Source organism: Micrococcus sp. KRD077 (assembly GCF_017168505.1).
GTDB classification, from domain to species: Bacteria; Actinomycetota; Actinomycetes; order Actinomycetales; family Micrococcaceae; genus Micrococcus; species Micrococcus luteus.
In genome coordinates this window covers 7908-32356 of the sequence record NZ_JABFAZ010000043.1, presented here as the reverse complement: position 1 = coordinate 32356, position 24449 = coordinate 7908, and the positions used below count along the sequence as shown (strand labels likewise).

Below are 24449 nucleotides of genomic sequence, written 5' to 3'. Positions count from 1 at the left end.
CGTCAGAGGCGGCCGTCGCGGATCGCGGCGACGACGCCGTCCGCCGCGTCCTCGATCTGCCGGTACATCTCCTCGAACTGCGGCCGCGGATACCCGTACGGATCGGGGACCTCGCGCACCCCGGCGCGGTCCGCATCCGACGCGAACTCGCCCATCAGGTGGATCCGGTCCCGCTGCTCGTCCGTGGTCGCGAGCCGCCGCGTGTCGGCGAGGTTGGCCTCGTCCATCACGAGGATCAGGTCGGCGTCGTCCACGAGGTCGGCGGACAGCTGCACCCCCACCGTCGGGAACTCGTAGCCCAGTTCGCCGCCGACCTCGCGGGTGAGGTGATGCGGACGGGCGCCCACGTGCTCGTCGGACGTGCCGGCGGAGGTGACCTCGACGTCGTCGAGACCGGCCTCCGCGAGCTTGCGGTTCAGCACGGCCTCGGCGGCGGGCGAGCGGCAGATGTTCCCCAGGCAGACGGTCATGATGCGCATGGGGCCAGTGTCTCAAGTCCGGGCGGGGGCGGCGGACGACGACGGCCCGCACGCTCGACTCGTCGCTGGCGGCACCACATCGGGTGCGTCCACGAGTGCTCCCGCTGGGGGATCGCAGGCCTCCGGCGGTGTGTCCCCCCGGTTCCTCGCCGTTTCTCGAACGAAAGCGCTGCGACACGCCGCCGCTTCTCGAACGAAAGCGCGGCCGGCACCGTTTGTTCCGGCGACGGTGGCGCCGGACGCGCCTGGCAGGATGGAGGCCATGACCGACCAGCCCGAGATGAGCCCCCTGACCGAGCCCGAGCGGGAGTGGGTGCGCGTCCGTCGCGACTTCGCCGCGCAGGAGGGCGTGGACCACCTGGACCTGGACGCGGTCGCCGCGTACTACGACGCCGTGCTGGCCCGCTCGCAGGCCGAGGCCGAGGAGCTGGACCCCGAGGAGCTGGCGGTGCTGCTGGACGTCGTCGCGGTGCTGCTCGGCCAGCACCTGGGCGCGCGCCACGGCATGCAGTGGGTGACGGTCGCGGATGAGGAGGGGCCCGCCCTCGCGCTGCGGGACACCCTCTCGGACGCCGTCGTCTTCCCGCAGCCGGTGGTCGGCCAGAGCTGGAACGACCAGGCCACGGGGGAGTGGATGGGCGGGTACGTCGACTGGCTCGGCGAGCAGCTCCAGCAGATGCGGGCCGACGCCGGCACGCTGCCCGGCGCCTGAGGCGCGGCGGGCACCGGGGCGGCCCGCCGTCGATGCCACCACCCCGCCGCCCTCCGTGTTGCCCGGATCACGTGCGGGCCGATAGAAACGAACGCATGACCTCCACCCCGGACACCGCGGACACCCCCGCCGGGTCAGATGTGCGGGGCCGGTTCCGGGACGGGGGCGGCGGCGGAGACGCCGTCGTCGCGGACGGAGGCGTCGTCCTCGGCCACGAGCATCACGACGAGCGAGTCCGGCTGCACGCGGGCGTCGAGGGCGGTGATGACCCCGGTGGCGTCGCCGTCGAGCTGGGAGGGCATCGGCTCGGCGAACTCGACCTTCACGCGCTGGGCCTGCTCCGTGTGCATCGCGGGGACGGAGCTGCGGTGCCGGGTCACGGTCTTCACGGCGATCCGCGCCCAGTCGAGCGCGTGCCGGGGCGAGAGGACCATGACGTCGAGGAGGCCGTCGTCGAGCTTGGCCTGGGGCAGCAGCTCGACGCCGCCCGTGAGCATCCCGCAGTTGGCCACCATCACGGTGCGCACCTTGAACCGGCGGGGCTGACCGCCGTCGAGGGCCACGGTCACCTCGTGCCGCTTGCCGCGCAGGTGCCGTATGCCGGCCTCGCTGTAGGCCAGCCAGCCGGCCAGATCCTTCAGCTCATCCTTGGTGTCGCCCATGATGTCCGCGTCGTAGCCGGCGCCACCGATCACGGTGAAGGTCTGCCGGGTGACGCGCCCGTCCTCGTGCGTGAAGCGGACGTCCACGGTGTCGATGCGTCGCTGCCGGCCCCCCACGGCGATCCGCAGGCATTGCTCGACGTCGTTGATCGGCAGGTCCAGGTTCCGGGCCAGCAGGTTCCCGGTGCCCAGCGGCACCACGCCGAGGGCGACGTCGGTGCCGGCCAGCTGCTCGGCCACGGTGCGGACCGTGCCGTCGCCGCCCGCGGCGATCACGAGCCGGGCGCCGGCGCCGAGGGCCTGCCGCGCCATCGCGGTGCCGGGATCGTCCTCCTGGGTCTCGAGCACGAGCACCTCGCCGAGGCCCTCCGCCTCCGCGAGCCGCTCGAGCTCGCGCCGCACCTGGCCCGCGTTCGTCTTGATGGGGTTCAGCACCAGCGCGACCTCGTGGCGGCCCGTGCCGATCCCGGGCACCTTCTCCAGCCGGCGCTGCACGCCGCCCACCCGCGCGTCGAGGGCGTCCACCCGGAGACGCATCCGCTTGTGCTGCACGCCGAGGCGGACCTGGCGCGCCGCCAGCACCACCACGACGACGACCAGCAGGGCCAGGAGCACCAGGGCGGCCAGCGCCATCCACCACTCGGGAGTCATGCCCCGAGTCTAGGCGTCGGCCCCGCCCGCTAGGCTGGCGCACGTGATCGACGTCAAGGACCTCATCGAGCAGCCCGAGAAGTACCGCGCCTCCCAGGAGGCCCGCGGGGAGGACGCGTCCCTCGTGGACCGCGTGGTCGAGGCGGACGCGTCCCGCCGCTCGTCCATCGCGGGCTTCGAGCAGCTGCGCGCGGAGCAGAAGGCCTTCGGCAAGCGCGTCGCCCAGGCGAAGGGCGAGGAGAAGCAGGCCCTGCTGGCCGAGGTGAAGGACCTGGCCGCGCGCGTGAAGGAGGCCGAGTCGGCCGCCGGCGCGGCCGAGGCCCGCCTCGCGGAGCTGCAGCGTGCCTTCCCGAACCTGATCGTCGACGGCGTCCCGGCCGGCGGCGAGGACGACTTCGTGGTCCTCAAGGAGGTCGGCACCCCGCGCGACTTCGCCGCCGAGGGCTTCGAGCCGCGCGACCACCTCGAGCTCGGCGAGCTGCTCGGGGCGATCGACATGGAGCGCGGCGCGAAGGTGTCCGGCGCCCGGTTCAGCTTCCTCACGGGCGTGGGCGCGCGTCTCGAGCTCGCCCTGATGCAGCTGGGCCTGGACCTGGCCCTGGAGAACGGCTTCGTGCCGGTCATCCCGCCCACCCTGGTGCGTCCGGAGACCATGCAGGGCACCGGCTTCGACGTCGAGCACGACGACGAGATCTACCGCCTCGAGCGCGACGACCTGTATCTGGTGGGCACCTCCGAGGTGGCCCTGGCCGGCTTCCACGCGGGCGAGATCATGGACGTGTCCGCCCCCGTCCGGTACGCGGGCTGGTCCACGTGCTACCGCCGCGAGGCGGGCTCGGCGGGCAAGGACACCCGCGGCATCATCCGCGTGCACCAGTTCAACAAGCTGGAGATGTTCATCTACGCCGCACAGGAGGACGCGGAGGCGGAGCACGCGCGCCTGCTGGCGTGGGAGGAACGGATGCTGGGCGCCATCGAGGTGCCGTACCGCGTGATCGACATCGCCGCCGGCGACCTCGGCCTCTCCGCCGCCCGCAAGTTCGACTGCGAGGCCTGGGTCCCCACGCAGGGCACCTATCGCGAGCTGACGTCCACCTCGAACTGCACCACGTTCCAGGCCCGCCGTCTCAACATCCGCGAGCGGGTCCGCACGGAGGACGGCTCCAAGGGCGGCACCCGCATGGTGGCCACGCTCAACGGCACCCTGGCCACCACCCGCTGGATCGTGGCGATCCTGGAGAACCACCAGAACGCGGACGGCTCGGTCACCGTGCCCGCCGCGCTGCGCCCCTACCTCGGCGGGATGGAGCGTTTCGAGCTGGTCTGAGCGGACGACGTCGTCCCCCGGCGGCGTCGGCCGCCTCGCCCGCCTGCCCTGCGGCGCCCTCGCCGTTCACCCGCGCGTCGCCGTCGTGTCCGGGCCGTGTGGTTGGGTGGGGGTCATGACGAAGAAGCTCGTGTGCCTGGACGTGGACGGAACGATCGTGGACCATGACGGCCATCTGCATGAGCCCGTGCGCGCGGCCGTGCGGGCCGTGCTGGACGCCGGGCATCACGTGGTCATCGCGACGGGCCGCTCCCGCGGGGCCACCCTGCCCGTGGCCCGCTCCCTGGGGATCGACGCCGGCTTCATGGTGTGCTCCAACGGCGGGGTCACGCTGCGCCTGGACCCCGAGCTGGAGGAGGGCTACGAGGTCACGGACCTGCGCACCTTCGACCCGCGCTCGGTGCTGACCCAGCTGCGCCACCGCCTGCCCAGCGCCAAGTACGCGCTCGAGCTGCCGGACGGCACCTTCCGATCCACCGAGCGGTTCCAGGACATGTCCTTCGGCGTGGCCGCGGAGGGCGTCACGTTCGAGGAGCTGATGGACACCACGGCCGTGCGCCTCGTGGTGTTCTCCACGGACTCCTCCGCCGAGGAGTTCGGCCGCGCGGTGGAGGGCCTCGGCCTGTCCGGCGTGACCTACTCCGTGGGCTGGACGGCGTGGCTCGACGTCGCCGCGGCGGGCGTGACCAAGGCGTCCGGGCTCGAGGCGCTGCGCACCGTGCTGAAGGTGGCCCCCGAGGACACCGTGGCCGTGGGCGACGGCCGCAACGACATCGAGATGCTCCGCTGGGCCGGCCGCGGCGTGGCCATGGGCCAGGCCGTGGAGGAGGTCGTGGCCGCCGCGGACGAGGTCACCGGGCACGTGGACGAGCACGGGCTCGCCACGGTGCTGCGCTCGCTCCTCGAGGAGCCGGCCGCGGCCTGAGCGGCGCGACCGGCCCGGGCCGCCGGGTCAGCCCCCCGCCAGCGTGAGCAGGCGCGCGGCGGCGGGGCGGCAGGCGTGCTCCTCGTTCCAGTAGGAGCGCTGCACCGCCTGCGAGACGGCCTGCGCCGTGATCCCGAGCGCGGCGGCCGCCGGCTTCTGCTGGCCGCGCACGCCGGGCACCAGCAGGTCCAGCACCGCCCACTCGGCGTCGGTCCGGGACCACACGAGCTGCCCGACGAGTCGCAGCACGGCCTCGGCCTCGGCGGCCGCCTCCTCGTCCCGGCCGCGCACGGCCAACGGGATCCGCGCGGTGGACACGGCCGCCGCCTCCACGGCCCGCCGCGCCGCCGCGAGACCGGGCCCGCCGGCGTCGTGCAGGTCCCCGGAGGCGGGCGCGCCCGCCGCACCGTCCGCGTGCGTCACCGTCCCGACGCCGACCCCCACGTTCCAGCGGCGCTGCCGCAGGGCGCGCAGCGCCACGTCCACGGCGACGCGCGGGTCCTCGACGGCGCCGATCAGCTCGTCGCCCACGGCGCGCTGGAACGGGAGCACGACGGCGTCGTCCAGCCCCGGCACGTCCTGGAGGGCGCGCAGGAACGTGTCCACGCGGTCGCCGGCGTCGAGGGTGTCCCGCTGGTTGATGGTGAGCACGAACATGGTCGTCGATTCTGCCAGCCCGCAGACGACGCCGGCCGCCCACCCCGAGGGGTGAGCGGCCGGCGTCGCGCGCGTGGGCGGTGCGGGGATCAGCGGCCCTGGGGCTCGTCCGTCGCCTCGCCCTCCTCGGTGGCCGGCTGCGCCTCCTCGGTGTCCACCGCGCGGCCCTGGGGCTCGTCGGTCGGGGACTCCTCGCCCTCGGCGTCGAAGCGCTGGATGGAGGCCTCGAGCTCGGCCTCGGCCGCCGCGCGGCCCTCCCAGCCCTCGGCCTTGACCCACTTGCCCGGCTCCAGGTCCTTGTAGCGGGTGAAGAAGTGCTCGATCTCCTGCTTGAGCGACTCCTCCACGTGCTCGAGCTCGGTGATGTGGTCGTAGCGCTTGTCCGCCGGGACGCACAGCAGCTTGGCGTCGCCGCCGCCGTCGTCGGTCATGTTGAACACGCCGATCGGGCGGGCCTCGACGACGCAGCCCGGCACCAGGTCGAAGCCCGGCAGGTACACGAGGGCGTCCAGCGGGTCGCCGTCCTCGCCGAGGGTGTTCTCGAAGTAGCCGTAGTGCGTGGGGTACTGCATGGAGGTGAAGAGCACGCGGTCCAGGCGCAGGCGGCCGGTCTCGTGGTCGAACTCGTACTTCACGCGGGAGCCCGCGGGGATCTCGATGGTGACGTCGTGCGCCATGACTCTCCTTCGCACAGAGGGTGGGGTGTCCGGGCGGCGCGGCGCCGCCCGGCGGTGCTGCCGTCAGCCTACCGGGGGCGTCCGTCATGATGGACGCATGGGACAGGTGGACACGGGGCGCGCTGGGCGTCGGGATCGACGCACGGAACACCGCCGGAGCCGCTCGCTCCCCGCCGTCCTCCTGGCCGCGCTCGCGGCCGTCCTGGTCGCCTGCGGTCCCGTGACCGCGCCGACGGCCCCGTCGAGCGCGTCCGCCTCGACTTCGACCGCCGCGCCGACGTCGTCGTCCCCGTCCGCCGGCCCCACCGCGGCCGAGGTGGCGGCCGCCGTCGAGCCGGGGCTGGAGACGTCCCCGGGCACGGTCTCCGCCGAGTTCCGCGACCTGGCCACCGGCGAGGTGCTCTACGCGCGGGACGCGGACGAGCCCGTGGCCCCCGCGTCCTCGCTCAAGGTGCTCGCCGCCGCGGCCATCGTCTCCGCCCTGGGTCCTGAGACGACCCTGCAGACCACCGTGGTGGCCCAGCCCACCGCGGACGGCGCGGCCACCGAGCTGGTGCTCGTGGGCGGCGGCGACGTGCTGCTGGGCACGGGCGCCTCGGACTCGAAGGCCGTCTCCGGACGCGCGGGCCTGCGCACCCTCGCGGAGCGGACCGTGGCCGGGCTGGTCGAGGACGGCGTCACCGGGCGGGTGGTGGTCAGCACGGACCTGCGGCTCTTCGCGGACCGCACGGCCCTGAACCCGCGCTGGACGTCGGACATCCCGGAGAGCGGCAACATCGCGCCGGTGCAGCCGTTGGCCACCTACGGCGGCCGTGAGGCCCCTGGCACCGGGGAGGACCGCATCGAGGACCCGGCGCAGTTCGCCGCGCTCACCTTCCAGGCCGCGCTCGACGACGCGGTGGCCGCCTCCGGCGCCGACCTCGAGGTGGGTCTGCGGGACACGTTCCCGGCCACCGAGGTGCCGCGCGCCACGGTCCTCGCCGCCGCCCCCGTCGCGGCCGTGGAGTCCGCACCCGTGGGCCAGCAGGTCGCGTACCTGCTGGCCCACTCGGAGAACCAGGTGGTCGAGGCCCTGGCCCACACGGCCGCGCCCGCCACGGACCTGCCGGCCACCCACGAGGGCGCCACGCAGCTGCTGACGGCCACCGCCGAGGACCTCGGCGTGGACACCGCCGGGATGGCGCTCGTGGACTCCTCGGGCCTGTCCCCGGACAACCGCGTCAGCGCGGGCCAGCTGGCCGGCGTCGTGGCCGGGGTGGCCCGCACGCCCGCCCTGGGCACCGTGCTGGAGGGCCTGCCGCGGCCCGGCGAGGACTCCACCCTCGGCGACCGGTTCCCGGATGCCCCTGCGCGGCAGGCCGTGGCCGCGAAGACCGGCACGCTCGACCAGACGGTCTCCCTCACCGGCACCGTCACCACGACGTCCGGGCGGGTCCTCGCGTTCAGCATCATCTGCTCGGATCTGCAGTGGAAGCTGGAGCCCGCGCGCGCGGCGGTCGACGAGGCCGTCAGCGCCGTCGCCGGGCTCTGATCCGAGGCCCGGGCCCTGTGGTCTGATGGAGCCCATGAGCGACGACCACGCGACCGACCGCCCCCGCACCGCCGCGGACGCCGAGCCGGGCGCCCCCGCCGAGCCGGGCCCCGCCGTCGCCCACCCGGTGGACTGGGCCTTCGCGGCACGGACCGCACGGTCCCTCGCCGCCGCCGGCCCCCGGTTCGCGCCGCGCGAGGCGACGCGCGAGGCGGAGGGCCTGCGCGCCGCCGCGGAGGCCGCCGTGCCGCACGTCCACCGTCTGACCGGGCTCGAGGCGGCACGGGACCTGCGCGACTCGCAGGTGCTCGTGGTGGACCGCCCCACCTGGTCGCGCGCCGCCACCCAGTCCTTCGCCACGCTGCTGGACCCCACGTTCGCGCACCTGCGGGACACCCGGCCCCGCGAGCACGCCGCCGCCACCACCCGCGTCACCCGGCACGCCACCGCCCTGGAGATGGGCGGGATCCTCGCCTGGATGTCCGGGAGGATCCTCGGCCAGTACGACCCGTTCATCGCGCTGCCCGGCCCCGGGGGGACGGCGGCCGGCCCCGCCGGCGGACGCCTGCTGCTCGTGGCCCCGAACGTCGCGCAGGTGCGCGCGGAGATCAACGTGGACCCGGCGGACTTCCGCCTCTGGGTGTGCCTGCACGAGCAGACCCACCGCGTGCAGTTCGCGGCCGCGCCCTGGCTGCGCGAGCACCTGCGGGCCGAGATCACGGCGCTCACCGTCGGCCTGTTCGACAAGGCCGAGTCCCTGCCCGAGCGCCTGCGCACCGCGCTCGCGGCGGCGAACCCGCTGGGTCGGGAGGCCGACGGCGGCCGGGCCGGGACGCGGGACGGACACGACGCGCAGGACGCGGCCCCGGCCCGATCCGCGCCGGGCCTGCTCGGCGCGATCCAGGACGAGGAGGACCGGGAGCGCCTGTCCCGGCTGACGGCCGTGATGTCCCTGCTCGAGGGGCACGCGAACGTGGTGATGGACGGCGTCGACTCCTCCGTCGTGTCCTCCGTCAAGACCATCCGCCGCCGCTTCGACGAGCGCGGCGACCGCCGCTCGCCCCTGGACCGCATGCTCCGCCGCCTGCTGGGCATGGACGCCAAGATGGCCCAGTATCGCGACGGTCAGAGGTTCGTGGCCGCCGCCGTGGCCGAGCTCGGCATGGCCGGGTTCAACGTGGTCTGGGACGCCCCCGAGCTGCTGCCGAGCGAGGCCGAGCTCCACGCCCCCGAGACGTGGGTGGCGCGCATCCGTGCCCAGGCCTGAGGCGCGGGACCCGGGGCCGACGCCGGCGGGCGGGGCCGGCGGCCTGCCCGCGGTCGGCGCATGGCCGCCGCGCACCCGCTGGCCCGAGCCCCTGCACCGGGCCGTCGCGGCGGTGCGGGAGGCCCTGGCGGGCGACGGGCCCCGTCGCGCGGATGTCGGGCCGGGCCGGGCGGGGAGTCGCCCCCGCGGCCTCGTCGCCCTCTCCGGCGGTGCCGACTCCCTCGCGCTCGCCGTGGCCTGCGCCGTCCTCGTGGGCACCCGGGACGGTGCGCGGCTCGGCCCGATCGGCGCGGCCGTGGTGGACCACGGGCTGCAGTCGGGCAGCGACGCGGTGGCAGCGGCCGCCGCCGACGTCGCCCGCATCCTCGGTCTGACCCCGGTCACCGTCACGCGGGTCGAGGTGGCCCGCACCGGCGACGGCCCCGAGGCCGACGCCCGGCGTGCCCGCCGGGAGGCCCTCGCCGCCGCCGCCCGGGACGCGGGGCAGGGGCGCGCCGCCGTCGTCCTCACCGCCCACACCGCCGACGACCAGGCGGAACAGGTCCTCCTCGGGCTCGCGCGCGGCTCCGGCACGCGGTCCCTCGCGGGGATCCCGGCGCGCGGGACGCTGCCGGGCGGGGCCGCCGTCGCCCGCCCGCTGCTGGGCCTGACCCGGGCGGACACCGAGACGATCTGCCGCTGGGCCGGGCTGACCTGGTTCGAGGACCCGCACAACCGCGATCCCGCGCTGCTGCGTTCGCGGGTCCGCACCCGCGTGCTGCCCGCACTCGAGGACCCCGACGCCGGCCTCGGCCCCGGCGTGCGGGCCGGGCTGGTGCGCACCGCGGCCATCGCGGCCGAGGACGCCGCGGCCCTCGAGGCATGGGCCGGCGCCGAGGTCACCCGGCTGCGCGTCGACCCGCCCGCCCGGGACCCGCGCGTCGTCTCCCTGGATCTGGACGCCCTGGCCGCGCTGCCCGCCGCCGTGCGCCACCGCGTGATCGCGCGCGCCGCCCGCGCCGCGGGAGGGCAGGCCCCGCCCCGCGAACGGATCCTCGCGGTGGACGCCCTCGTGACGGGCGCCCGCGCGGGGTGCACGTCGGCCGGTCCGGTGGAGCTGCCCGGCGGGGTGGCCGCGCATCGGGCGTGTGCCAGACTGGACCTCATCCCCTGCCTGCCCGGTCCCTGACTGCGGCCCGGCCCGGCATTCCCGCACGAGCACTCACCAGGAGCGGCGCATGGACGCACAGGATGTCCAGAACGATCTCACCCACGTCCTCATGTCCCGCGAGGACGTGCAGGACACGATCACGGACCTGGCCCGCCAGATCGACCGCGACTACGCGGACAAGGACCTGCTCATCGTCGCCGTGCTCAAGGGCGCCGTGATGGTGGTCGCCGACCTCACCCGCGCCCTGCACTCCCACGTGGAGCTGGACTTCATGGCGGTCTCCTCCTACGGCTCCGGCACCAAGTCCTCCGGCGTGGTGCGCATCCTCAAGGACCTCGACGCGGACCTCACGGGCCGGCACGTCCTGATCGTCGAGGACATCATCGACTCCGGCCTGACCCTGTCCTGGCTCAAGGCCAACCTGGAGTCCCGCGGCCCGGCCTCGGTCGAGATCTGCACCCTGCTGCGCAAGCCGGAGGCCATGAAGGTGGACATCGACGTGAAGTACGTCGGGCGGGACATCCCCAACGAGTTCGTGGTGGGCTACGGCCTGGACTACGCGGAGAAGTACCGCAACCTGGACTTCGTGGGCACGCTCGCCCCGCACGTGTACAGCTGACCGGGGGCCCGGCGTGGCCCGGCGTGGCCGACCTGTCACGCGTGGTGTCGCTCTGATGCCGGATCTCCGCCCCATTCCGACTCCTTGCGTGACAGGCCGCCGGCGTCCCCGAGGTGACGGCGCACCTCCACGATCACGCGCGTGAATCCGCGGCGAGCGTCGGAGGAGGACACGGTGATGTTCCGGTAGCCCCGTCGCTCGAAGGCCGCGTTGCGCTGCACGTCGCGGTCGATCTGGCGATCCGCGCCGTGGTGGCCGCCGTCGTAGTGCAGGGCCACTCTCGCCTGCGGATAGCCCAGGTCCGCCGTCGCGGGGTGGTGCAGGGAGAACTCCGGGTCCCAGACCTCGAGCTGCAGTGCGGGCTCGGGGAGCCCGGCGGCCGTCAGCGCGAGCCGGAGCCGCGTCTCCTTCGGCGAGTGCGCCCCCACCCGGACCAGCGTGGCGGCGGTGCGGAGCCGTCGTCGCCGGTTGTGCGCGGACGGGCTGGTCTCGGCCGCCTGGGTCAGGGCCGCCCGGGTCCGCTCGGCAGCGTCGGGACCGCCGGACAGTTCCGCCCGGCGGACGAGATGGTCGCCGAGGATGACGAGCTCGTCGTCGTCGAGCAGGGCCGCGAGGTCGACCCAGAGACGGGGCGGGGCGGTGACGTACCAGGCCAGACCGCCGATCCGCACGCGCTCCACGTCCGCGGGCGGGAGCGCCGTCCGGTGGGAGGTGACGCCGGGGAGGGCGAGGCGGCCACGGTCCCGCGGGCGGCTCACGTGGACCTCGTCCCCCGCGTCCAGTCGCTCCGGCAGCCAGATCTCACGGGCGCGGGCCGCGGTCTGGTGCGACACCACCGTGGTGGCGCGGTGCCGGGCGAGTCGCAGCAGGAGCTCGTGTTGGGTGGCCGAGAGCGGGGTGCTCCACCGGTAGGGGGAGGAGCCGGCCGCGGGGCGCTCGACGGCGGCCGGGGCGGCCTCACGCCGGCGGTAGAGGCCCCGGGCGAGGCGTTCGACGTCGGAGCGACGCAGCCGGTTGTGGTCGATGCCGGCGGCCCTCGCCTGCGCGGCGGTGAAGGGGCCGTCCAGCAAGGACGCGGGAAGCGGGGTGGGGCGACGCATGGTGCCAGCCTGGCGCGGTGGACCTCGACGCCTTCACCGCCCTGCCGCGCGTCGCCGGTCTCACCCTCAGCCCGGACGGCGCCCGCCTGGTGACCACCGTCGCCACCCGTGACGCGAAGGGCACCGGCTACGCCACCGCCCTCTGGGAGGTCGACCCCGCGGGCGAGCGCCCCGCCCACCGCCTGACCCGCTCCCGCGAGGGCGAGGCCGGCGCGCAGTTCGCCGCGGACGGCACCCTCTTCTTCACCTCCGCCCGTCCCGACCCCGCCGACGCCGAGGCCGAGAAGCGCAGCGCCCTGTGGGCCCTGCCGGCCCGGGGCGGCGAGGCGCGCGTGGTGCTCTCCCGCCCGGGCGGCGTCGCCGCGGTCACGTGCGCGTCCGCAGCGGACCGCGTGGTCGTCACGGCGGACCGGCTGCTCGGCGCGACCACCGAGGCCGAGCACGCGGCCCTCGCGCAGACCCGCAAGGACGCCGGCGTGGACGCCATCCTGCACACCGGCTACCCCATCCGCTTCTGGGACCACGACCTCGGCCCCGCCCGCCCCGAGCTCTTCGTCCTCGAGCCCGGCCCGGACCCGCAGGGCGAGCCCGCCACCGACGCCGACGTCGCCGAGCCCGGCCCCGCCGCCTCCGGCCTGGCTCCCGAGGCCGACGACGTCGCGCACCACCTGCGCCACGTCTCCGGCTTCCCGCGCTCCCACGCGTTCGGGATCGGCGCGCAGGTGGCCCCGGACGGCTCGTTCCTGATCACCACGGCCGCCACCGCCGAGGCCCGCGGCAACGTGCGCGAGGGCACGGTGGTGCGCGTGGACCTGGCCACGGGCGAGCACCGCGTCCTGCACGACGTCCCCGGTGAGGACGTGGCCGTCGGCCCCGTCAGCCATGACGGCACGCGCGCCGTCGTCGTCCGCACCCCCGACTCCACCCCGCACTCCGCCGTGCACCCGCGCCTGTACGTGATGGACACGGCCACGGGCCAGACCACGCCCCTGGCCCACGGCTGGGACCGCTGGGCCGACGTCGTCGCGTGGCTGCCGGACGACTCCGCGGTGATCGCGCTCGCGGACTCCGAGGGCCGCCGCCCGGTGTTCCGCATCGAGGTGGCCACCGGCGCCGTCGCGCAGGTGACCCGGGAGGACGAGGCGTGGACCGACATCGTGCTCTCCCCGGACGGGGCCACGGCCTACGGCGTCCGCTCCTCCTACCTGTTCCCGCCGGAGGTGGCGCGGATCGACCTGGCCACGGGCGAGACCACGCGCCTGCCGAACCCCGTGGAGCGCCCCGCGATCCCGGGCACCCTCGAGGACGTGGAGACCGTCGCCGAGGACGGCACGCACGTGCGCGGCTGGCTCGTGCTCCCCGAGGGGGAGGCGCCGGCCGGCGGTCACCCGCTGCTGCTGTGGATCCACGGCGGGCCCCTGGGCTCGTGGAACGCGTGGAGCTGGCGCTGGACCCCGTGGATCATGGCGGCGCGCGGCTACGCGGTGCTGCTGCCGGACCCGGCGCTGTCCACGGGCTACGGCCAGGACTTCATCGAACGCGGCTGGGGCCGCTGGGGCCAGGCGCCCTACACGGACCTGATGGCGCTCACGGACGCCGTCGTGGCGCGTGAGGACGTCGACGGCGACCGCACCGCCGCCATGGGCGGCTCGTTCGGCGGCTACATGGCGAACTGGGTGGCCGGGCACACCGACCGGTTCCGGTGCGTGGTCACGCACGCCTCGCTGTGGGCGCTGGACGGCTTCGGCCCGACGACGGACGCCGCGTTCTACTGGGCCCGCGAGATGGACGAGCAGATGCAGCAGGAGAACTCTCCGCACCGGTTCGTGGGCGAGATCGTCTCCCCGATGCTCGTCATCCACGGCGATAAGGACTACCGCGTGCCGATCGGCGAGGGGCTGCGCCTGTGGTCGGACCTGCTGGCGAAGTCCGGGCGGCCGGCCGCCGCGGACGGCACCACCGACCACCGGTTCCTCTACTTCCCCCACGAGAACCACTGGATCCTCGCCCCGCAGCACGCGAAGGTCTGGTACGAGGTCGTCCTCGGCTTCCTGGGCGAGCACGTCCTCGGCGACAGCGCCCCGACGGCCCCGGAGACGCTGGGACTGACGCGGCCGTCGTCGACGGCGGGCTGAGTCGCCGGGCCCGGTGCCGCGCATCGTGACGGGCGGCTGAACCTCTCCGATCAGCCGCCCGTCACCGGCTGTTCACCGGACGGGCCGGCTGTGGCCGGAGGGGGGCCACCCGGCCGACACCCGGATCTGGCCCACTGGAGCGGTCATCCCCCTCCCGGAAAGGACCGTTCCATGACCTCCGTCCGTCGTCACGCCGCCCGCGGCCTCGTGGCCCTCGCCGCCGCCGTCGCCGTCAGCGCCCCGCTGGCCGCCCCGGCCGTCGCCGCCCCCGCCGCAACGGAGACCCCGGCCGCCGCGCAGTCCGTCACGGGCAAGCCCGTGGTGCGTCCCGACGTCGTGGGTCATCGTGGTGCCTCCGGCTACCGCCCCGAGCACACCCTGGCCGCCTACGAGCTGGCCGCCGCCCAGGGCGCGGATGTGATCGAGCCGGACCTGGTCTCCACCAAGGACGGCGTGCTCGTGGTCCGCCACGAGAACCTGATCGACGGCACCACGGACGTCGCCCAGCGACCCGAGTTCGCGGACCGCAGGACCACCAAGGTCGTCGACGGCGTGGCCCTCACCGGCTGGTTCACCGAGGACTTCACCCTCGCCGAGCTCAAGACCCTGCGCGCCAAGGAGCGCCTGCCGCAGGTCCGCCCCGAGTCCGCGTCCTACGACGGCCGGTACCAGGTGCCCACCTTCGAGGAGGTGCTCGAGCTGCGGGAGCGCCTCTCGGCCCGGCACGGCCGCGAGATCGGCGTCATCCCCGAGATCAAGCACCCCACCTACTTCGACTCCATCGGCCTGTCCATGGAGGAGCGCGTCGTCGAGCTGCTCGACGAGCACGGCCTGAACAAGCGCAACGCCCCCGCCACCGTGCAGTCCTTCGAACTCGCCAACCTGCGCGATCTCAACGAGAACCTCGGCCTCAAGGCCGAGACGGTGTTCCTCTCCAGCGTCACCGGCGCACCCTATGACTCCGTGGCCGCCGGCGACGAACTCCGCGACTACGACTTCTACGAGACCGCCGCGGGCATGCGCGAGATCCGCGCGGCCGGCGTCGACACGCTCGGCCCGGCCTTCGCGCAGATCATCACCAAGGAGAAGGACGGCTCGATGGGCGAGGAGACCGCGTTCGTCTCCCTCGCCCACCGCGCGGGCCTCGAGGTGGTGCCGTACACCTTCCGCGCCGAGAACCAGTTCCTCTACACGGAGTTCCGCTCCTCCACGGACCGGAACGCACAGGGCGACATGGTCGGCATGATCCAGCCGTTCCTCGACGCCGGCATCGACGGCTTCTTCACCGACCACCCCGACCTCGGCGTGCAGGCCGTGGACGTCTGGATGCAGGGCAAGAAGGAGCACCCGGGCCGGGGCGTCGGCAAGACCGCCCAGCGGGGCCTGCAGGGGCGCTGACCCCGTCCCGACCGGAGACGATCCCGGCGGACCCGAGGTCTTCCGGCAGGGTCCCTGCGGTGCTTACCTTGGCGCTCAAGACCGGTGGACCCGGTGACGTGGACGGCCAGAAGGGCCGGCCATGAGGGACGCCGACCCGGACGAAGGAAGGCACAGCATGACGACGAACACGCCGAAGAACGCCCACGGCTCCTCAGCCGAGGGCCGTGACGCCAAGGACCAGGCGAAGGGCAAGGCCCAGCAGGCCGCGGGCGAGGCCCAGGGCCAGGCGAAGGCCGTGGCCCACGACGCCAAGGACAAGGCCCAGGACCTCGCGGCCACCGCCAAGCACGAGGCCGGCCAGGTGAAGGACGAGGCCGCTGACCAGGTGCAGTCGCTGGTCGGCTCCGCCCAGGAGCAGGTCGGCGCGCAGGTGCAGACCCAGCAGGAGCGGCTCGCGGGCCAGGTGCGCAGCTACACCGACGACCTGCACCGCGTGGTCTCCGGTGAGCAGCCGCAGACCGATTTGGTGCGCCAGGGCGTCGCCTCGGTGGCGGACCGTGCCGAGGCCCTGACCCAGCGCCTGGAGACCGCTTCCCCGCAGGACCTGCTGCAGGACGTGCGCGGCTTCGCCGCTCGCCGTCCGGGCACGTTCCTGGCCCTCGCCCTGGGCGCCGGGCTGGTGGCCGGTCGACTGACGCGCGGCATCCGCGACGCCGCCCAGCCCGACTCCACCGCCTCCACCTCGCCGCGCCGTCACGAGACCCGTCCGGACGCGGTGCACGCGGACGTGACTCCGCACCACCTGGACTCGCAGGCCCCGGCCTACTCGAGCGATTCGCTCTCCCAGGCCGACGGCCGCGTCGCGGACGGCGCCGGGCCCCGCCGCGCGGCCGGCGTCGGGGACGTCCCGTACGGCACGCAGGCACCGGTCCAGCAGGGCCTGACCGCCGAGCGGCCGTTCGACCAGACCCGGCCCGGGGGTGACGCATGAGCACCGCCCACGAGCCGTTCCGCGACGCGACGCCGCACTCCGGCGCGCACACCCCGCCGTCCACGCAGGCGGAGTTCCGCGCCGAGCACGAGAGCCTCGGCGAGATGTTCCAGAGCCTGTCGGCCAAGCTGTCGACGCTGGTCAGCCAGGAGATCGCCCTGGCCAAGGCCGAGGCCACCGAGTCCGCGAAGAAGGCCGGCAAGGGGGCGGGGCTGCTGGCCGGCGCCGCCGTCGGCGGCTTCTTCCTGCTGATGTTCCTGTCCCTCGCCCTGATGCACCTGCTCGACGTGTTCCTGCCGATCGGCTGGGCCGCGCTGATCGTGGCCGTGCTGTGGGGCGTCGTGGCGGCCGTGCTGGCCGTGCAGGGCAAGAAGGACATCGAGAAGATCAAGGGTCTGCCGCAGACCCAGGAGACGCTTCAGGAGATCCCCGAGACCCTGAACCCCGCGAAGGAGACGCGATGACCACGAGCAACAACCCCGATGAGATCCGCGCCGACATCGAGCGTACGCGCCGCGAGCTCGGCCAGGACGTGGACGCCCTCGCCGAGAAGGTGAGCCCCACGAAGGCCGTGTCCCGGCAGACCAACCGCATCAAGGACGGCTTCATCCACGCGAAGGAGAACATCATGGGCTCCCCGGAGCAGCACCGCCACGAGCCCTCGCTGGGCGATCGCGCCCACGGGGTGATCGACGACGCCCGGGCCTCCGCGTATGACGCGGCCGGCCAGGCCCAGGACCGCCTGGGCGACGCCGGCGACCGGGTGTCCGAGTGGGCCGACGACGCCCAGCACGCCCTGCACCAGGCCCCGGCTCAGCTGCGCGGCCGCACCGCGGGCAACCCGTTGGCCGCCGGGCTGATCGCCTTCGGTGCCGGCCTGCTGCTCAGCTCGCTGATCCCCGCCTCACGCGCGGAGCAGCGCGCCGCGGAGGGCCTCAAGGACCAGGCCGCCCCGCTGGTGGACGAGGCCAAGCAGGCCGCCCAGCAGCTGCGCGAGGACCTCGAGCCCGCCGCCCGCGAGGCCGCCGGGAGCGTGAAGGAGTCGGCCGCCGAGGCCGCTTCCCACCTCAAGGAGCAGGGCACGGACACGGCGCAGGGCCTCAAGGCGGAGTCCCAGGACGCCGCCCGCCAGGTGAAGGACACCGCGAAGGACGCCTGAGCCCGACTCGAGCACGACGCCGGCCGGTCCCGTTGACGGGACCGGCCGGCGTCGCGCGTGGCGGGGCCGAATCCGGCCCGCGGCTCAGGCCTTGGACCAGATGCGCGTGGTGAGGCGGAAGTCCTCCCCGAGGCCCCGTGCCTAGACTCGGAGGGTGACCCCTCTCGACCGCGTCCCCGACCAGCGCCCCGTCCCCGCCGGCACCGGCCTGACCCTCGAGGACGCCCTCCCCGCTCCCGTGACGGCCGAGGCCGACGGCGTCTCCGCGCGCCCGCGTCTGGCCCGGACCGTCGCCGAGATGCGCTCCGCTCTCCGTGAGCTCGTCGCCCACGCCACGGACGACGGCGACGCCGAGCCCGTCACCGTCGGCCTGATCCCCACGATGGGCGCCCTCCACGGCGGCCACGCGGCCCTGGTGCGGCGGGCCCGCGCCGAGAACGACGTCGTCGCGGTCAGCATCTTCGTGAACCCGCTCCAGTTCGGCGATCCGGCCGACCTGGAGCACTATCCGCGCACCCTGGACGCGGACCTGGACCTGCTGGCGGCGGCGGGCGCCGACGTCGTGTTCGCCCCGGACGTGCAGGAGATGTACCCGGGCTACCCGGACGCGCCGATCGTCACCGTCTCCGCCGGCCGCATGGGGGAGGTCCTCGAGGGCGCCTCCCGCCCGGGCCACTTCGACGGCGTGGCCACCGTCGTGGCGAAGCTGTGGAACATCGTGCGCCCGGCGGTGCCGGCCCTGCGCAGCTACTTCGGCCAGAAGGACGCGCAGCAGCTCACCGTCCTGCGCCGCCTGGCCACGGACCTGGACATCGACGTCGACGTCCGCGCCGTACCCATCGTCCGCTCGCCCGAGGGCCTCGCGCTCTCCAGCCGCAACACCCGCCTGGACGCCGCGGGCCTGGAGCACGCGCTCGTCCTCAGCCGCGCCCTGCGCTCCCTGGCCGACGCCGCGGCGGCCGGTGAGCCCGTCGACGTCCAGGCCGCTCGCCGGATGGTCGAGGACGAGCCGGGCGTCGAGCTGGACCACCTCGTGGTGGTGGACCGGGACACCTTCGCCGAGCTCGGTCCGGAGCTGCTGTGCCAGCCGCTGCGCCGCGAGGCCCTCGCCCTCGTGGCCGCGCACGTGCCGCCCGTCCGGCTGATCGACACCATGGTGCTGCCCGTCGCGGGGCCGCTGCCGTGACCCCGGAGCGTCTCGCCGCCGCCTTCGACGGCCCCTCGCCCGCGCTCGCCGCGACGCTGCTGGGGTGCCGGCTGACCGTCGTCGCCCCGGACGGCGCCGTCACCGTGCGGCTGACCGAGACCGAGGCGTACGGGAACGCGGGAGCGGACCCCGGCGCCCACTCGTTCCGCGGCCGCACCGAGCGCAATGCCGCGCTGTTCGGGCCGCCGCGGCGCACGTACGTGTACCTGAACTACGGCATCCACCGCTGCCTGAACCTGGTGGGCCACCCCGAGGGGGAGGCCGGCGGTGTGCTGCTGCGTGCGGCCGAGGTGCTTGCAGGAGGGGACCTCGCGGTGGCCCGCCGTGGCCGGGACACCGGCCCCAAGCTGCTCTCCGGCCCGGGCAACCTCGGCCAGGGCCTCGGCATCACCCTGGAGATGGGCCACGCGCCCGTGGAGATCGTCGCCGCGCCGCCGGAGGTGGCCGACGACGGTGGCACCTCGGCCCGCCTCGCCGCGCCGGCCGCGCCCGCCCGCTTCCTCCTGGCCCCGCCCGCGCCCCGCGATCCGGCCGAGCCGCCGATCGAGGTCGTGACGGGCCCGCGCGTCGGCGTCTCGGGGGAGGGCGGCTCCGTGCGCTTCCCGTGGCGGTTCAGCGTGGCCGGCCACCGCAGCGTGTCCGCGTTCCGGCGTGGCCGCAACGTGCCGGACTGACCCCCAGACCTTGTCGACCGCCCCGGCCCCGTGCCTAGGTTGATCCCATGACCGAGATGAACAAGACCGCCCACGGCGAGACCCAGCAGACCGTCACCCGGACCATCGACGCGTCCGCCAAGGACGTGTTCGACTTCCTGACCCTGCCCGCGAACCACGCGAAGTTCGACGGCTCGGGCATGGTGCAGTCCGACGACAAGACCCAGCGCATCCAGAAGGTCGGCGACGTGTTCACCATGAACATGCACGCGGAGCACATGGGTGGCGACTACCAGACCGACAATCACGTGGTCGCCTACGACCCGAACAAGCTGGTCGGCTGGAAGACCGCCCCCGCCGGCACCGAGCCCAAGGGTTGGCAGTGGGTCTACCGGCTCGAGGACAACGGCTCCGGCAGCACGGTCGTGTCCCTCACCTACGACTGGACCGCCGTGACCGACCCGGAGCTGCTGGCGAAGAACCTCTTCCCGATGGTGTCCGAGGAGCAGATGGAGGAGTCGCTCGCGAAGCTGGCCGCCGAGGTCGGCTGACCCCCGCCTCCCGACGGCGGCCTCCGGGCTGGCCGTCCCCTCGACGACGGGCACGCACCCGGCCAGGGTGCGGTGCCCGTCGTCGTGTCCGGTGTCACGGCTAGAGTGCCGTGCGAGACCGTCCACCCCCACGTCCAGGAGGATCCGCCGTGACCGCCACCGCCGAGCCCGAAGTCCCGTCGCCGCGCGAGGACCTGTACCGCCACGTCAACGCCGGGTGGCTGGACACCCATGAGATCCCCGCGGACCAGGGCGCCTACGGCGCGTTCCTCGAGCTGCGGGACGCGGCCGAGCTCGCCGTCCGGCACCTGTGCGAGGACGCCGTGCGCGAGGTCGGCACGGGCTTCGACCCCGCCCAGGCGCGCGTGCAGGCCACGGCCGCGGCCGGCGCGCACCGGGACGTCCCGCTCGCCCCGCTGGACGAGGAGGACGCGGAGGGCACGGAGCATCCGGAGCTCAAGCGCCGGATCGCCGCGCTGTACGCCTCGTTCATGGACGACGAGACCGTGGAGGCCCGCGGCCTCGAGCCGATCGCCTCGGACCTGGCGGCGGTGGCCACCGTGTCCACCCCCGCGGAGCTGCTCGCCCTGTCCGGGCGACTGCAGCGCCAGGGCGTCTCCGGCCTCATCAACACCGGCGCCCTCAACGACGCCGGGAACCCGGACCGCATGCTCCTGCACCTGCTCCAGGGCGGCCTGGGCCTGCCGGACGAGTCCTACTACCGGGACGAGGCCTACGCCGAGATCCTCGAGCAGTACACCGAGCACACCGGCCGTCTGCTGGCGCTGGCCGGGATCGGCGCGGACCGGGACGAGGCCGCCGCGCTGGGCGTCCGGGTGGTGGAGCTGGAGAAGCGCATCGCCGCCCTGCACTGGGACCTGGTCCGCAGCCGGGACGCCGTGGCCCGCTACAACCCCATGACCCACGACCGGCTGACGGAGCTCTTCCCCCTGGCCGACGCGTGGCTCGAGGGCGTGGACGCCGCCGGCGAGCGCGCCGCGGAGGTCGTGGTGTGGCAGCCGGACTTCCTCTCCGGTGTGCAGGGGCTGCTCGAGGGACCCGAGGCCGCCGACCTCGAGGACTGGCGTCACTGGCTGATCCTGCAGGTGCTGCGCTCCTTCGCCGGCTTCCTGCCGGACGCGTTCGTGCAGGAGAACTTCTCCTTCTACGGCCGCCGCCTGGCCGGCACCGAGGAGGTCCGCCCCCGCTGGAAGCGCGCGGTCGCGTTCGTCAACGGGGCGGCCGGCGAGGACGTGGCGCAGCTCTACGTGGCCCGCCATTTCCCGCAGGGCCACGTGGCCGCGATGGACGAGCTCGTGGGCCTGCTCCAGGAGGCCTATCGCCGGTCCATCGAGGAGCTCGAGTGGATGGGCGAGGAGACCCGTCAGCGGGCGCTCGAGAAGCTGGCGATGTTCCGCCCCATGGTGGGCTACCCCTCGAAGTGGCTGGACTACTCCGCCCTCGAGGTCCACGCCGGCGACCTGCTGGGCAACGCCCGCTCCTCCTCGGAGCTCGAGTGGGAGCGGGACCTGCGCAAGATCGCGGACGGGCCGGACCCGGAGGAGTGGCACATCACGCCGCAGACGGTGAACGCGTACTACTCCCCGCTCGAGAACGCGATCGTCTTCCCGGCCGCCATTTTGCAGCCCCCGTTCTTCGACCCCGAGGCCTCGATGGCCGCGAACCTGGGGGCGATCGGCGCCGTGATCGGCCACGAGATCGGCCACGGCTTCGACGACCAGGGCTCGCGGTACGACGGCGCCGGTCGGCTCGAGGACTGGTGGACCGAGGAGGACCGCGCGGCGTTCACCGAGCGCACCTCCCGGCTGGTGGCCCAGTACAACGCGCTCTCCCCGGCCGAGGCCCCGGACCACCGCGTCAACGGCGAGTTCACCCTGGGGGAGAACATCGGCGACCTCGGCGGCCTGGGCATCGCCCACCGCGCCTTGGAGATCTGGCGGGACGAGGGCGACGGCGCCTCCCTCGACGCCGCGGCGGGGGACCGCGAGTTCTTCACCGCCTGGGCCACCGTGTGGCGTCAGCTCACGCGACCGGAGGCCATGGTCACCCGCATCGCCTCGGACCCGCACTCGCCCAACGAGTTCCGCTGCAACCAGGTGGTCAAGAACCTCGACGCCTTCCACGAGGCGTTCGGCACGCGCGAGGGGGATCCCATGTGGCTGGCCCCGGAGGAGCGCGTCACCATCTGGTGATCCCGCCCGCCGGCCGGGCCCCGCGGGTCCGGCCGGCGGCTCACTCGGATTCGGCGGGGTCCTGCATCCGGGTCTGACGCTCGGCGGCCAGCCGGTCCAGCAGGCGCGTCAGCGTCCGGATGTCCTCGCGGTCCCAGCGCGCCAGGTCGTCGCGCAGCCCGCGACCCGCCGGGCCGCCGCGCACCGCGTCGAGGCGGGCGAGCCCCTCGGGGCTGGCGCTCAGGAGGGCGGAGCGGCGGTCCCGCGGGTCCGGCTCTCGGGTGATCAGCCCGGCGGCCTCGAGGTCGCGGACCATGCGGGAGACCTGCGCGCGGTCCACCAGCAGGCCCTCGGCCACGGCCGAGGGCGTCATGGTCCCCTCGTTGGCCAGCATCATGAACGCCTTCATCGCCCCGACGGACAGGGCCGGGCTGAGGGCCGCCGCGTAGCGGACCATCACCTGGCGGTGCTGCAGGACCAGACGCGAGAACGCCTGCTCGAGCCCCTGGACGGCGGCCTCGAAGCCCGCGTCGTCGCCGCCTCCGCCCGGGTCCGGGGCGCCGTCAGCCACGGCGGGCCCGGACCAGCGCGGTGACGACGGCCGCCAGCAGGGCCGTCCCTGCCACGGCCAGCGCCGCGGGGACGACGGGCCGGTCGGCCACCGCCGTCGCCGGGCGCTCGGCCGACACCGACCGGGACTCCTCCGGGTCCTCGGCCGGATGCTGCCCCTGCGCCGCGGTCACCACGGGGATCGGGCCGGTCGCGGGCAGCGTCTGCATGGCCTCGGCCGTGGCATGGGTGGCCAGGTCGGCGCGGGTGGCGTGGAGGCGCTCGGAGGTGGTCATGCGGCCCAGTGGGAGGTTCGGCAGGAACAGGATCGCGATCAACGCGACGATCGCGAGCGGCACGGCCACGAGGAAGGCGAGGGCGATGCCCTGCGCGTAGACGTCCTCGAAGATCACCCGCAGCGAGTCGGGCATCTCTGCCACGCGTGGCAGGGTGCTGGACTGCAGGCTCTCGGACCACTCGGCGGCGTCCGGGCCCAGGCTGCGCAGGGCCGCGGCGAGGTCCGCGCGGCGCTCCTCGATGCGGTCCGGGACCACGTTGGAGACCACGGCGCCCATCACGGCGACACCGATGCTGCCGCCCAGGGTGCGGAAGAAGGTGACGCCGGAGCTGGCGACGCCCATCTGCCGCGGGTCGGTGGTGTTCTGCACCACGAGCACGAGGTTCTGCATGGTCATGCCGACGCCGGCGCCGAGCAGGAACATGTAGAGGGACACCAGCCAGAAGGAGGTGTCGTAGTGCAGGGTGCCGAGCAGGGCGGTGCCGGCGATCAGCAGGACGGCGCCGATCACGAGCCAGCGCTTCCACACGCCGGTGCGGGTGATGAGGCCGCCGATCACCGTGGAGGACACGAGCAGGCCGAGGATCATCGGGATGGTCATGAGGCCGGCCTGGGTCGGCGTCGCGCCGCGGGCCAGCTGCATGTACTGGGCCAGGTAGACGGAGGAGCCGAACATGGCCAGGCCCGTGGCGATCGAGGCGATCGTCGCGAGGGTGAAGGTGCGGTCGCGGAAGAGGGTGAGCGGGATGAGCGGCTCGGCGACGCGCAGCTCGGTCACGACGAACAGGACGGTGGCGACGGCGGCGCCGCCGAGCATCCACGCGGTGGTGGTGCTGGCCCAGTCGAAGTCGCGACCGGCGCTGGTGACCCAGATCAGCAGCAGCGCGGCGGCCGCGGTCAGGAACACGATGCCGAGGTAGTCGATGGACACCTTCTGGCGCTCGCGGTGCGGGAGGTGGAGGGTGCGCTGCACCATCACCAGGGCGACGACGGCGAAGGGCACCGCCACGAAGAAGTTCCAGCGCCAGCCCCACAGGTCGGTGATCACGCCGCCGGCGAGCGGGCCGCCCACCGTGGCCACGGCCATCACGGCGCCGAACAGGCCCATGTAGCGGCCGCGCTCACGCGGGCTGATGATGTCCGCCATGATCACCTGGCTGAGCGCGACGAGGCCGCCGCCGCCCAGGCCCTGCACGGTGCGGCAGACGATCAGGAAGGTCGGATCGTGGGTGAACCCGGCCGCCGCGGAGGCGGCGACGAAGATCGCCAGGGCGACCTGGAAGAGGACCTTGCGGTTGACGAGGTCGGCCAGCTTGCCCCAGATCGGGGTGGCGATGGCCGTGGCGAGCAGGGCCGAGGTGATGACCCAGGTGTAGGCGGTCTGGTCGCCGCCGATGTCGTGGATGATCACCGGCATCGAGGTCGAGACCACCGTGTTGGCGATCATCGAGACGAACATGCCCAGCAGGAGGCCGGTCAGGGCCTGGAGCACGGAGCGGTGGCGCGCGGCGTCGGCGGCGGCGCGCTCGAGCGAGGGGGCGCCGGCCGGCGCGACGGCCTCGGGGGCGGGGGAGGTT

23 protein-coding genes are annotated in these 24449 nt (G+C 74.5%); 16 read left to right on the top strand and 7 right to left on the bottom strand.

What is annotated here, in order from left to right:
- Positions 1–2: 2 nt before the first annotated feature.
- On the bottom strand, positions 3–479 hold the full coding sequence (locus J1M39_RS10920; protein ID WP_145950585.1) for a low molecular weight protein-tyrosine-phosphatase: 477 nt from the start codon (positions 477–479) through the stop codon (positions 3–5).
- Between the two features lie 262 nt (positions 480–741).
- On the opposite strand from J1M39_RS10920, the gene J1M39_RS10915 reads away from it, so the two are divergent.
- A complete protein-coding gene (locus J1M39_RS10915; RefSeq protein ID WP_206496777.1) occupies positions 742–1191 on the top strand; it encodes a DUF3806 domain-containing protein in 450 nt (149 codons plus the stop codon).
- 134 nt (positions 1192–1325) lie between these two features.
- On the opposite strand, the gene J1M39_RS10910 is transcribed toward J1M39_RS10915, so the two are convergent.
- A complete protein-coding gene (locus tag J1M39_RS10910) occupies positions 1326–2504 on the bottom strand; it encodes a diacylglycerol/lipid kinase family protein (RefSeq protein ID WP_159227845.1) in 1179 nt (392 codons plus the stop codon).
- Between the two features lie 43 nt (positions 2505–2547).
- Here J1M39_RS10910 and serS point away from each other — a divergent pair, with 43 nt between their 5' ends.
- Together serS and J1M39_RS10900 are read left to right on the top strand one after the other, a co-directional pair.
- Entirely contained in the window at positions 2548–3831 is a 1284-nt protein-coding gene (gene serS, locus J1M39_RS10905; RefSeq protein ID WP_036337171.1) for a serine--tRNA ligase, read from the top strand.
- A gap of 115 nt (positions 3832–3946) precedes the next feature.
- Entirely contained in the window at positions 3947–4756 is an 810-nt protein-coding gene (locus J1M39_RS10900; protein WP_206496776.1) for an HAD family hydrolase, read from the top strand.
- A gap of 27 nt (positions 4757–4783) precedes the next feature.
- Here J1M39_RS10900 and J1M39_RS10895 read toward each other — a convergent pair whose 3' ends face one another.
- Both J1M39_RS10895 and J1M39_RS10890 read right to left on the bottom strand, forming a co-directional pair.
- Positions 4784–5413, bottom strand: coding sequence for a hypothetical protein (locus tag J1M39_RS10895; RefSeq protein ID WP_036337173.1), 630 nt, complete (start codon positions 5411–5413; stop codon positions 4784–4786).
- An 89-nt stretch (positions 5414–5502) separates the two neighbouring features.
- Entirely contained in the window at positions 5503–6090 is a 588-nt protein-coding gene (locus J1M39_RS10890; protein ID WP_036337177.1) for an inorganic diphosphatase, read from the bottom strand.
- Positions 6091–6310: 220 nt separating this feature from the next.
- On the opposite strand from J1M39_RS10890, the gene dacB reads away from it, so the two are divergent.
- From dacB to hpt, 4 genes are read left to right on the top strand one after another with little or no spacing between them, the layout of a single operon-like run.
- Entirely contained in the window at positions 6311–7621 is a 1311-nt protein-coding gene (gene dacB / locus J1M39_RS10885; RefSeq protein ID WP_223247494.1) for a D-alanyl-D-alanine carboxypeptidase/D-alanyl-D-alanine endopeptidase, read from the top strand.
- A gap of 34 nt (positions 7622–7655) precedes the next feature.
- Entirely contained in the window at positions 7656–8888 is a 1233-nt protein-coding gene (locus J1M39_RS10880) for a zinc-dependent metalloprotease (protein WP_159227846.1), read from the top strand.
- The gene (gene tilS / locus J1M39_RS10875) at positions 8875–10056 is read left to right on the top strand and encodes a tRNA lysidine(34) synthetase TilS (protein ID WP_159227851.1); all 1182 of its coding nucleotides are present in this window, start codon (positions 8875–8877) and stop codon (positions 10054–10056) included. Before J1M39_RS10880 ends, tilS begins: the two co-directional genes overlap by 14 nt.
- A 49-nt stretch (positions 10057–10105) precedes the next feature.
- On the top strand, positions 10106–10657 hold the full coding sequence (gene hpt / locus J1M39_RS10870) for a hypoxanthine phosphoribosyltransferase (protein WP_002858265.1): 552 nt from the start codon (positions 10106–10108) through the stop codon (positions 10655–10657).
- A 35-nt stretch (positions 10658–10692) separates the two neighbouring features.
- Here the strand turns inward: hpt and J1M39_RS10865 are convergent, their stop codons facing one another.
- Positions 10693–11757, bottom strand: a complete 1065-nt coding sequence (locus tag J1M39_RS10865) for a type IV toxin-antitoxin system AbiEi family antitoxin domain-containing protein (RefSeq protein ID WP_036316222.1) — start codon at positions 11755–11757, stop codon at positions 10693–10695.
- Between the two features lie 17 nt (positions 11758–11774).
- Between J1M39_RS10865 and J1M39_RS10860 the strand changes: the two genes are divergently transcribed.
- The 9 genes from J1M39_RS10860 (at position 11775) to J1M39_RS10820 (ending at position 22046) form a co-directional block, all read left to right on the top strand.
- A complete protein-coding gene (locus J1M39_RS10860) occupies positions 11775–13892 on the top strand; it encodes an alpha/beta fold hydrolase (RefSeq protein ID WP_206496775.1) in 2118 nt (705 codons plus the stop codon).
- Positions 13893–14063: 171 nt separating this feature from the next.
- Positions 14064–15290: a glycerophosphodiester phosphodiesterase gene (locus J1M39_RS10855; RefSeq protein WP_020625302.1), complete on the top strand. Its 1227-nt coding sequence runs from the start codon at positions 14064–14066 to the stop codon at positions 15288–15290.
- 157 nt (positions 15291–15447) lie between these two features.
- Positions 15448–16263: a CsbD family protein gene (locus tag J1M39_RS10850; protein ID WP_020625303.1), complete on the top strand. Its 816-nt coding sequence runs from the start codon at positions 15448–15450 to the stop codon at positions 16261–16263.
- The gene (locus J1M39_RS10845) at positions 16260–16727 is read left to right on the top strand and encodes a phage holin family protein (protein WP_020625304.1); all 468 of its coding nucleotides are present in this window, start codon (positions 16260–16262) and stop codon (positions 16725–16727) included. Before J1M39_RS10850 ends, J1M39_RS10845 begins: the two co-directional genes overlap by 4 nt.
- Positions 16724–17422 (top strand): DUF3618 domain-containing protein, encoded by a 699-nt coding sequence (locus tag J1M39_RS10840; RefSeq protein ID WP_069941095.1) that lies wholly within the window; start codon positions 16724–16726, stop codon positions 17420–17422. The genes J1M39_RS10845 and J1M39_RS10840 overlap by 4 nt, the downstream gene beginning before the upstream one ends.
- 154 nt (positions 17423–17576) lie before the next feature.
- Positions 17577–18608, top strand: coding sequence for a pantoate--beta-alanine ligase (panC, locus tag J1M39_RS10835; protein WP_036380850.1), 1032 nt, complete (start codon positions 17577–17579; stop codon positions 18606–18608).
- Positions 18605–19303: a DNA-3-methyladenine glycosylase gene (locus J1M39_RS10830; RefSeq protein ID WP_036380853.1), complete on the top strand. Its 699-nt coding sequence runs from the start codon at positions 18605–18607 to the stop codon at positions 19301–19303. Before panC ends, J1M39_RS10830 begins: the two co-directional genes overlap by 4 nt.
- A 47-nt stretch (positions 19304–19350) precedes the next feature.
- Positions 19351–19833 (top strand): SRPBCC family protein, encoded by a 483-nt coding sequence (locus J1M39_RS10825; protein WP_036380856.1) that lies wholly within the window; start codon positions 19351–19353, stop codon positions 19831–19833.
- A gap of 149 nt (positions 19834–19982) precedes the next feature.
- Complete coding sequence (locus J1M39_RS10820) at positions 19983–22046, top strand: M13 family metallopeptidase (protein WP_036380860.1); 2064 nt, start codon at positions 19983–19985, stop codon at positions 22044–22046.
- A gap of 40 nt (positions 22047–22086) precedes the next feature.
- Here the strand turns inward: J1M39_RS10820 and J1M39_RS12365 are convergent, their stop codons facing one another.
- Entirely contained in the window at positions 22087–22596 is a 510-nt protein-coding gene (locus J1M39_RS12365) for a MarR family winged helix-turn-helix transcriptional regulator (RefSeq protein WP_036380863.1), read from the bottom strand.
- Positions 22589–24449, bottom strand: a 1861-nt coding sequence (locus J1M39_RS10810; RefSeq protein ID WP_206496774.1) for a DHA2 family efflux MFS transporter permease subunit, incomplete at its 5' end; no start/stop codon positions are given. The genes J1M39_RS12365 and J1M39_RS10810, both read right to left, overlap by 8 nt.

What these genes read in the sequence shown, in the direction of transcription:
- hpt (WP_002858265.1), top strand. Translation starts at nt 10,106, where the DNA reads ATGGACGCACAGGATGTCCAGAACGATCTCACCCACGTCCTCATGTCC.
- J1M39_RS10890 (WP_036337177.1), bottom strand. Translation starts at nt 6,090, where the DNA reads ATGGCGCACGACGTCACCATCGAGATCCCCGCGGGCTCCCGCGTGAAG.
- J1M39_RS10850 (WP_020625303.1), top strand. Translation starts at nt 15,448, where the DNA reads ATGACGACGAACACGCCGAAGAACGCCCACGGCTCCTCAGCCGAGGGC.
- J1M39_RS10880 (WP_159227846.1), top strand. Translation starts at nt 7,656, where the DNA reads ATGAGCGACGACCACGCGACCGACCGCCCCCGCACCGCCGCGGACGCC.
- J1M39_RS10865 (WP_036316222.1), bottom strand. Translation starts at nt 11,757, where the DNA reads ATGCGTCGCCCCACCCCGCTTCCCGCGTCCTTGCTGGACGGCCCCTTC.
- J1M39_RS10915 (WP_206496777.1), top strand. Translation starts at nt 742, where the DNA reads ATGACCGACCAGCCCGAGATGAGCCCCCTGACCGAGCCCGAGCGGGAG.
- J1M39_RS10825 (WP_036380856.1), top strand. Translation starts at nt 19,351, where the DNA reads ATGACCGAGATGAACAAGACCGCCCACGGCGAGACCCAGCAGACCGTC.
- J1M39_RS10910 (WP_159227845.1), bottom strand. Translation starts at nt 2,504, where the DNA reads ATGACTCCCGAGTGGTGGATGGCGCTGGCCGCCCTGGTGCTCCTGGCC.
- J1M39_RS10920 (WP_145950585.1), bottom strand. Translation starts at nt 479, where the DNA reads ATGCGCATCATGACCGTCTGCCTGGGGAACATCTGCCGCTCGCCCGCC.
- J1M39_RS10845 (WP_020625304.1), top strand. Translation starts at nt 16,260, where the DNA reads ATGAGCACCGCCCACGAGCCGTTCCGCGACGCGACGCCGCACTCCGGC.
- J1M39_RS10900 (WP_206496776.1), top strand. Translation starts at nt 3,947, where the DNA reads ATGACGAAGAAGCTCGTGTGCCTGGACGTGGACGGAACGATCGTGGAC.
- J1M39_RS10895 (WP_036337173.1), bottom strand. Translation starts at nt 5,413, where the DNA reads ATGTTCGTGCTCACCATCAACCAGCGGGACACCCTCGACGCCGGCGAC.
- J1M39_RS10855 (WP_020625302.1), top strand. Translation starts at nt 14,064, where the DNA reads ATGACCTCCGTCCGTCGTCACGCCGCCCGCGGCCTCGTGGCCCTCGCC.
- J1M39_RS10840 (WP_069941095.1), top strand. Translation starts at nt 16,724, where the DNA reads ATGACCACGAGCAACAACCCCGATGAGATCCGCGCCGACATCGAGCGT.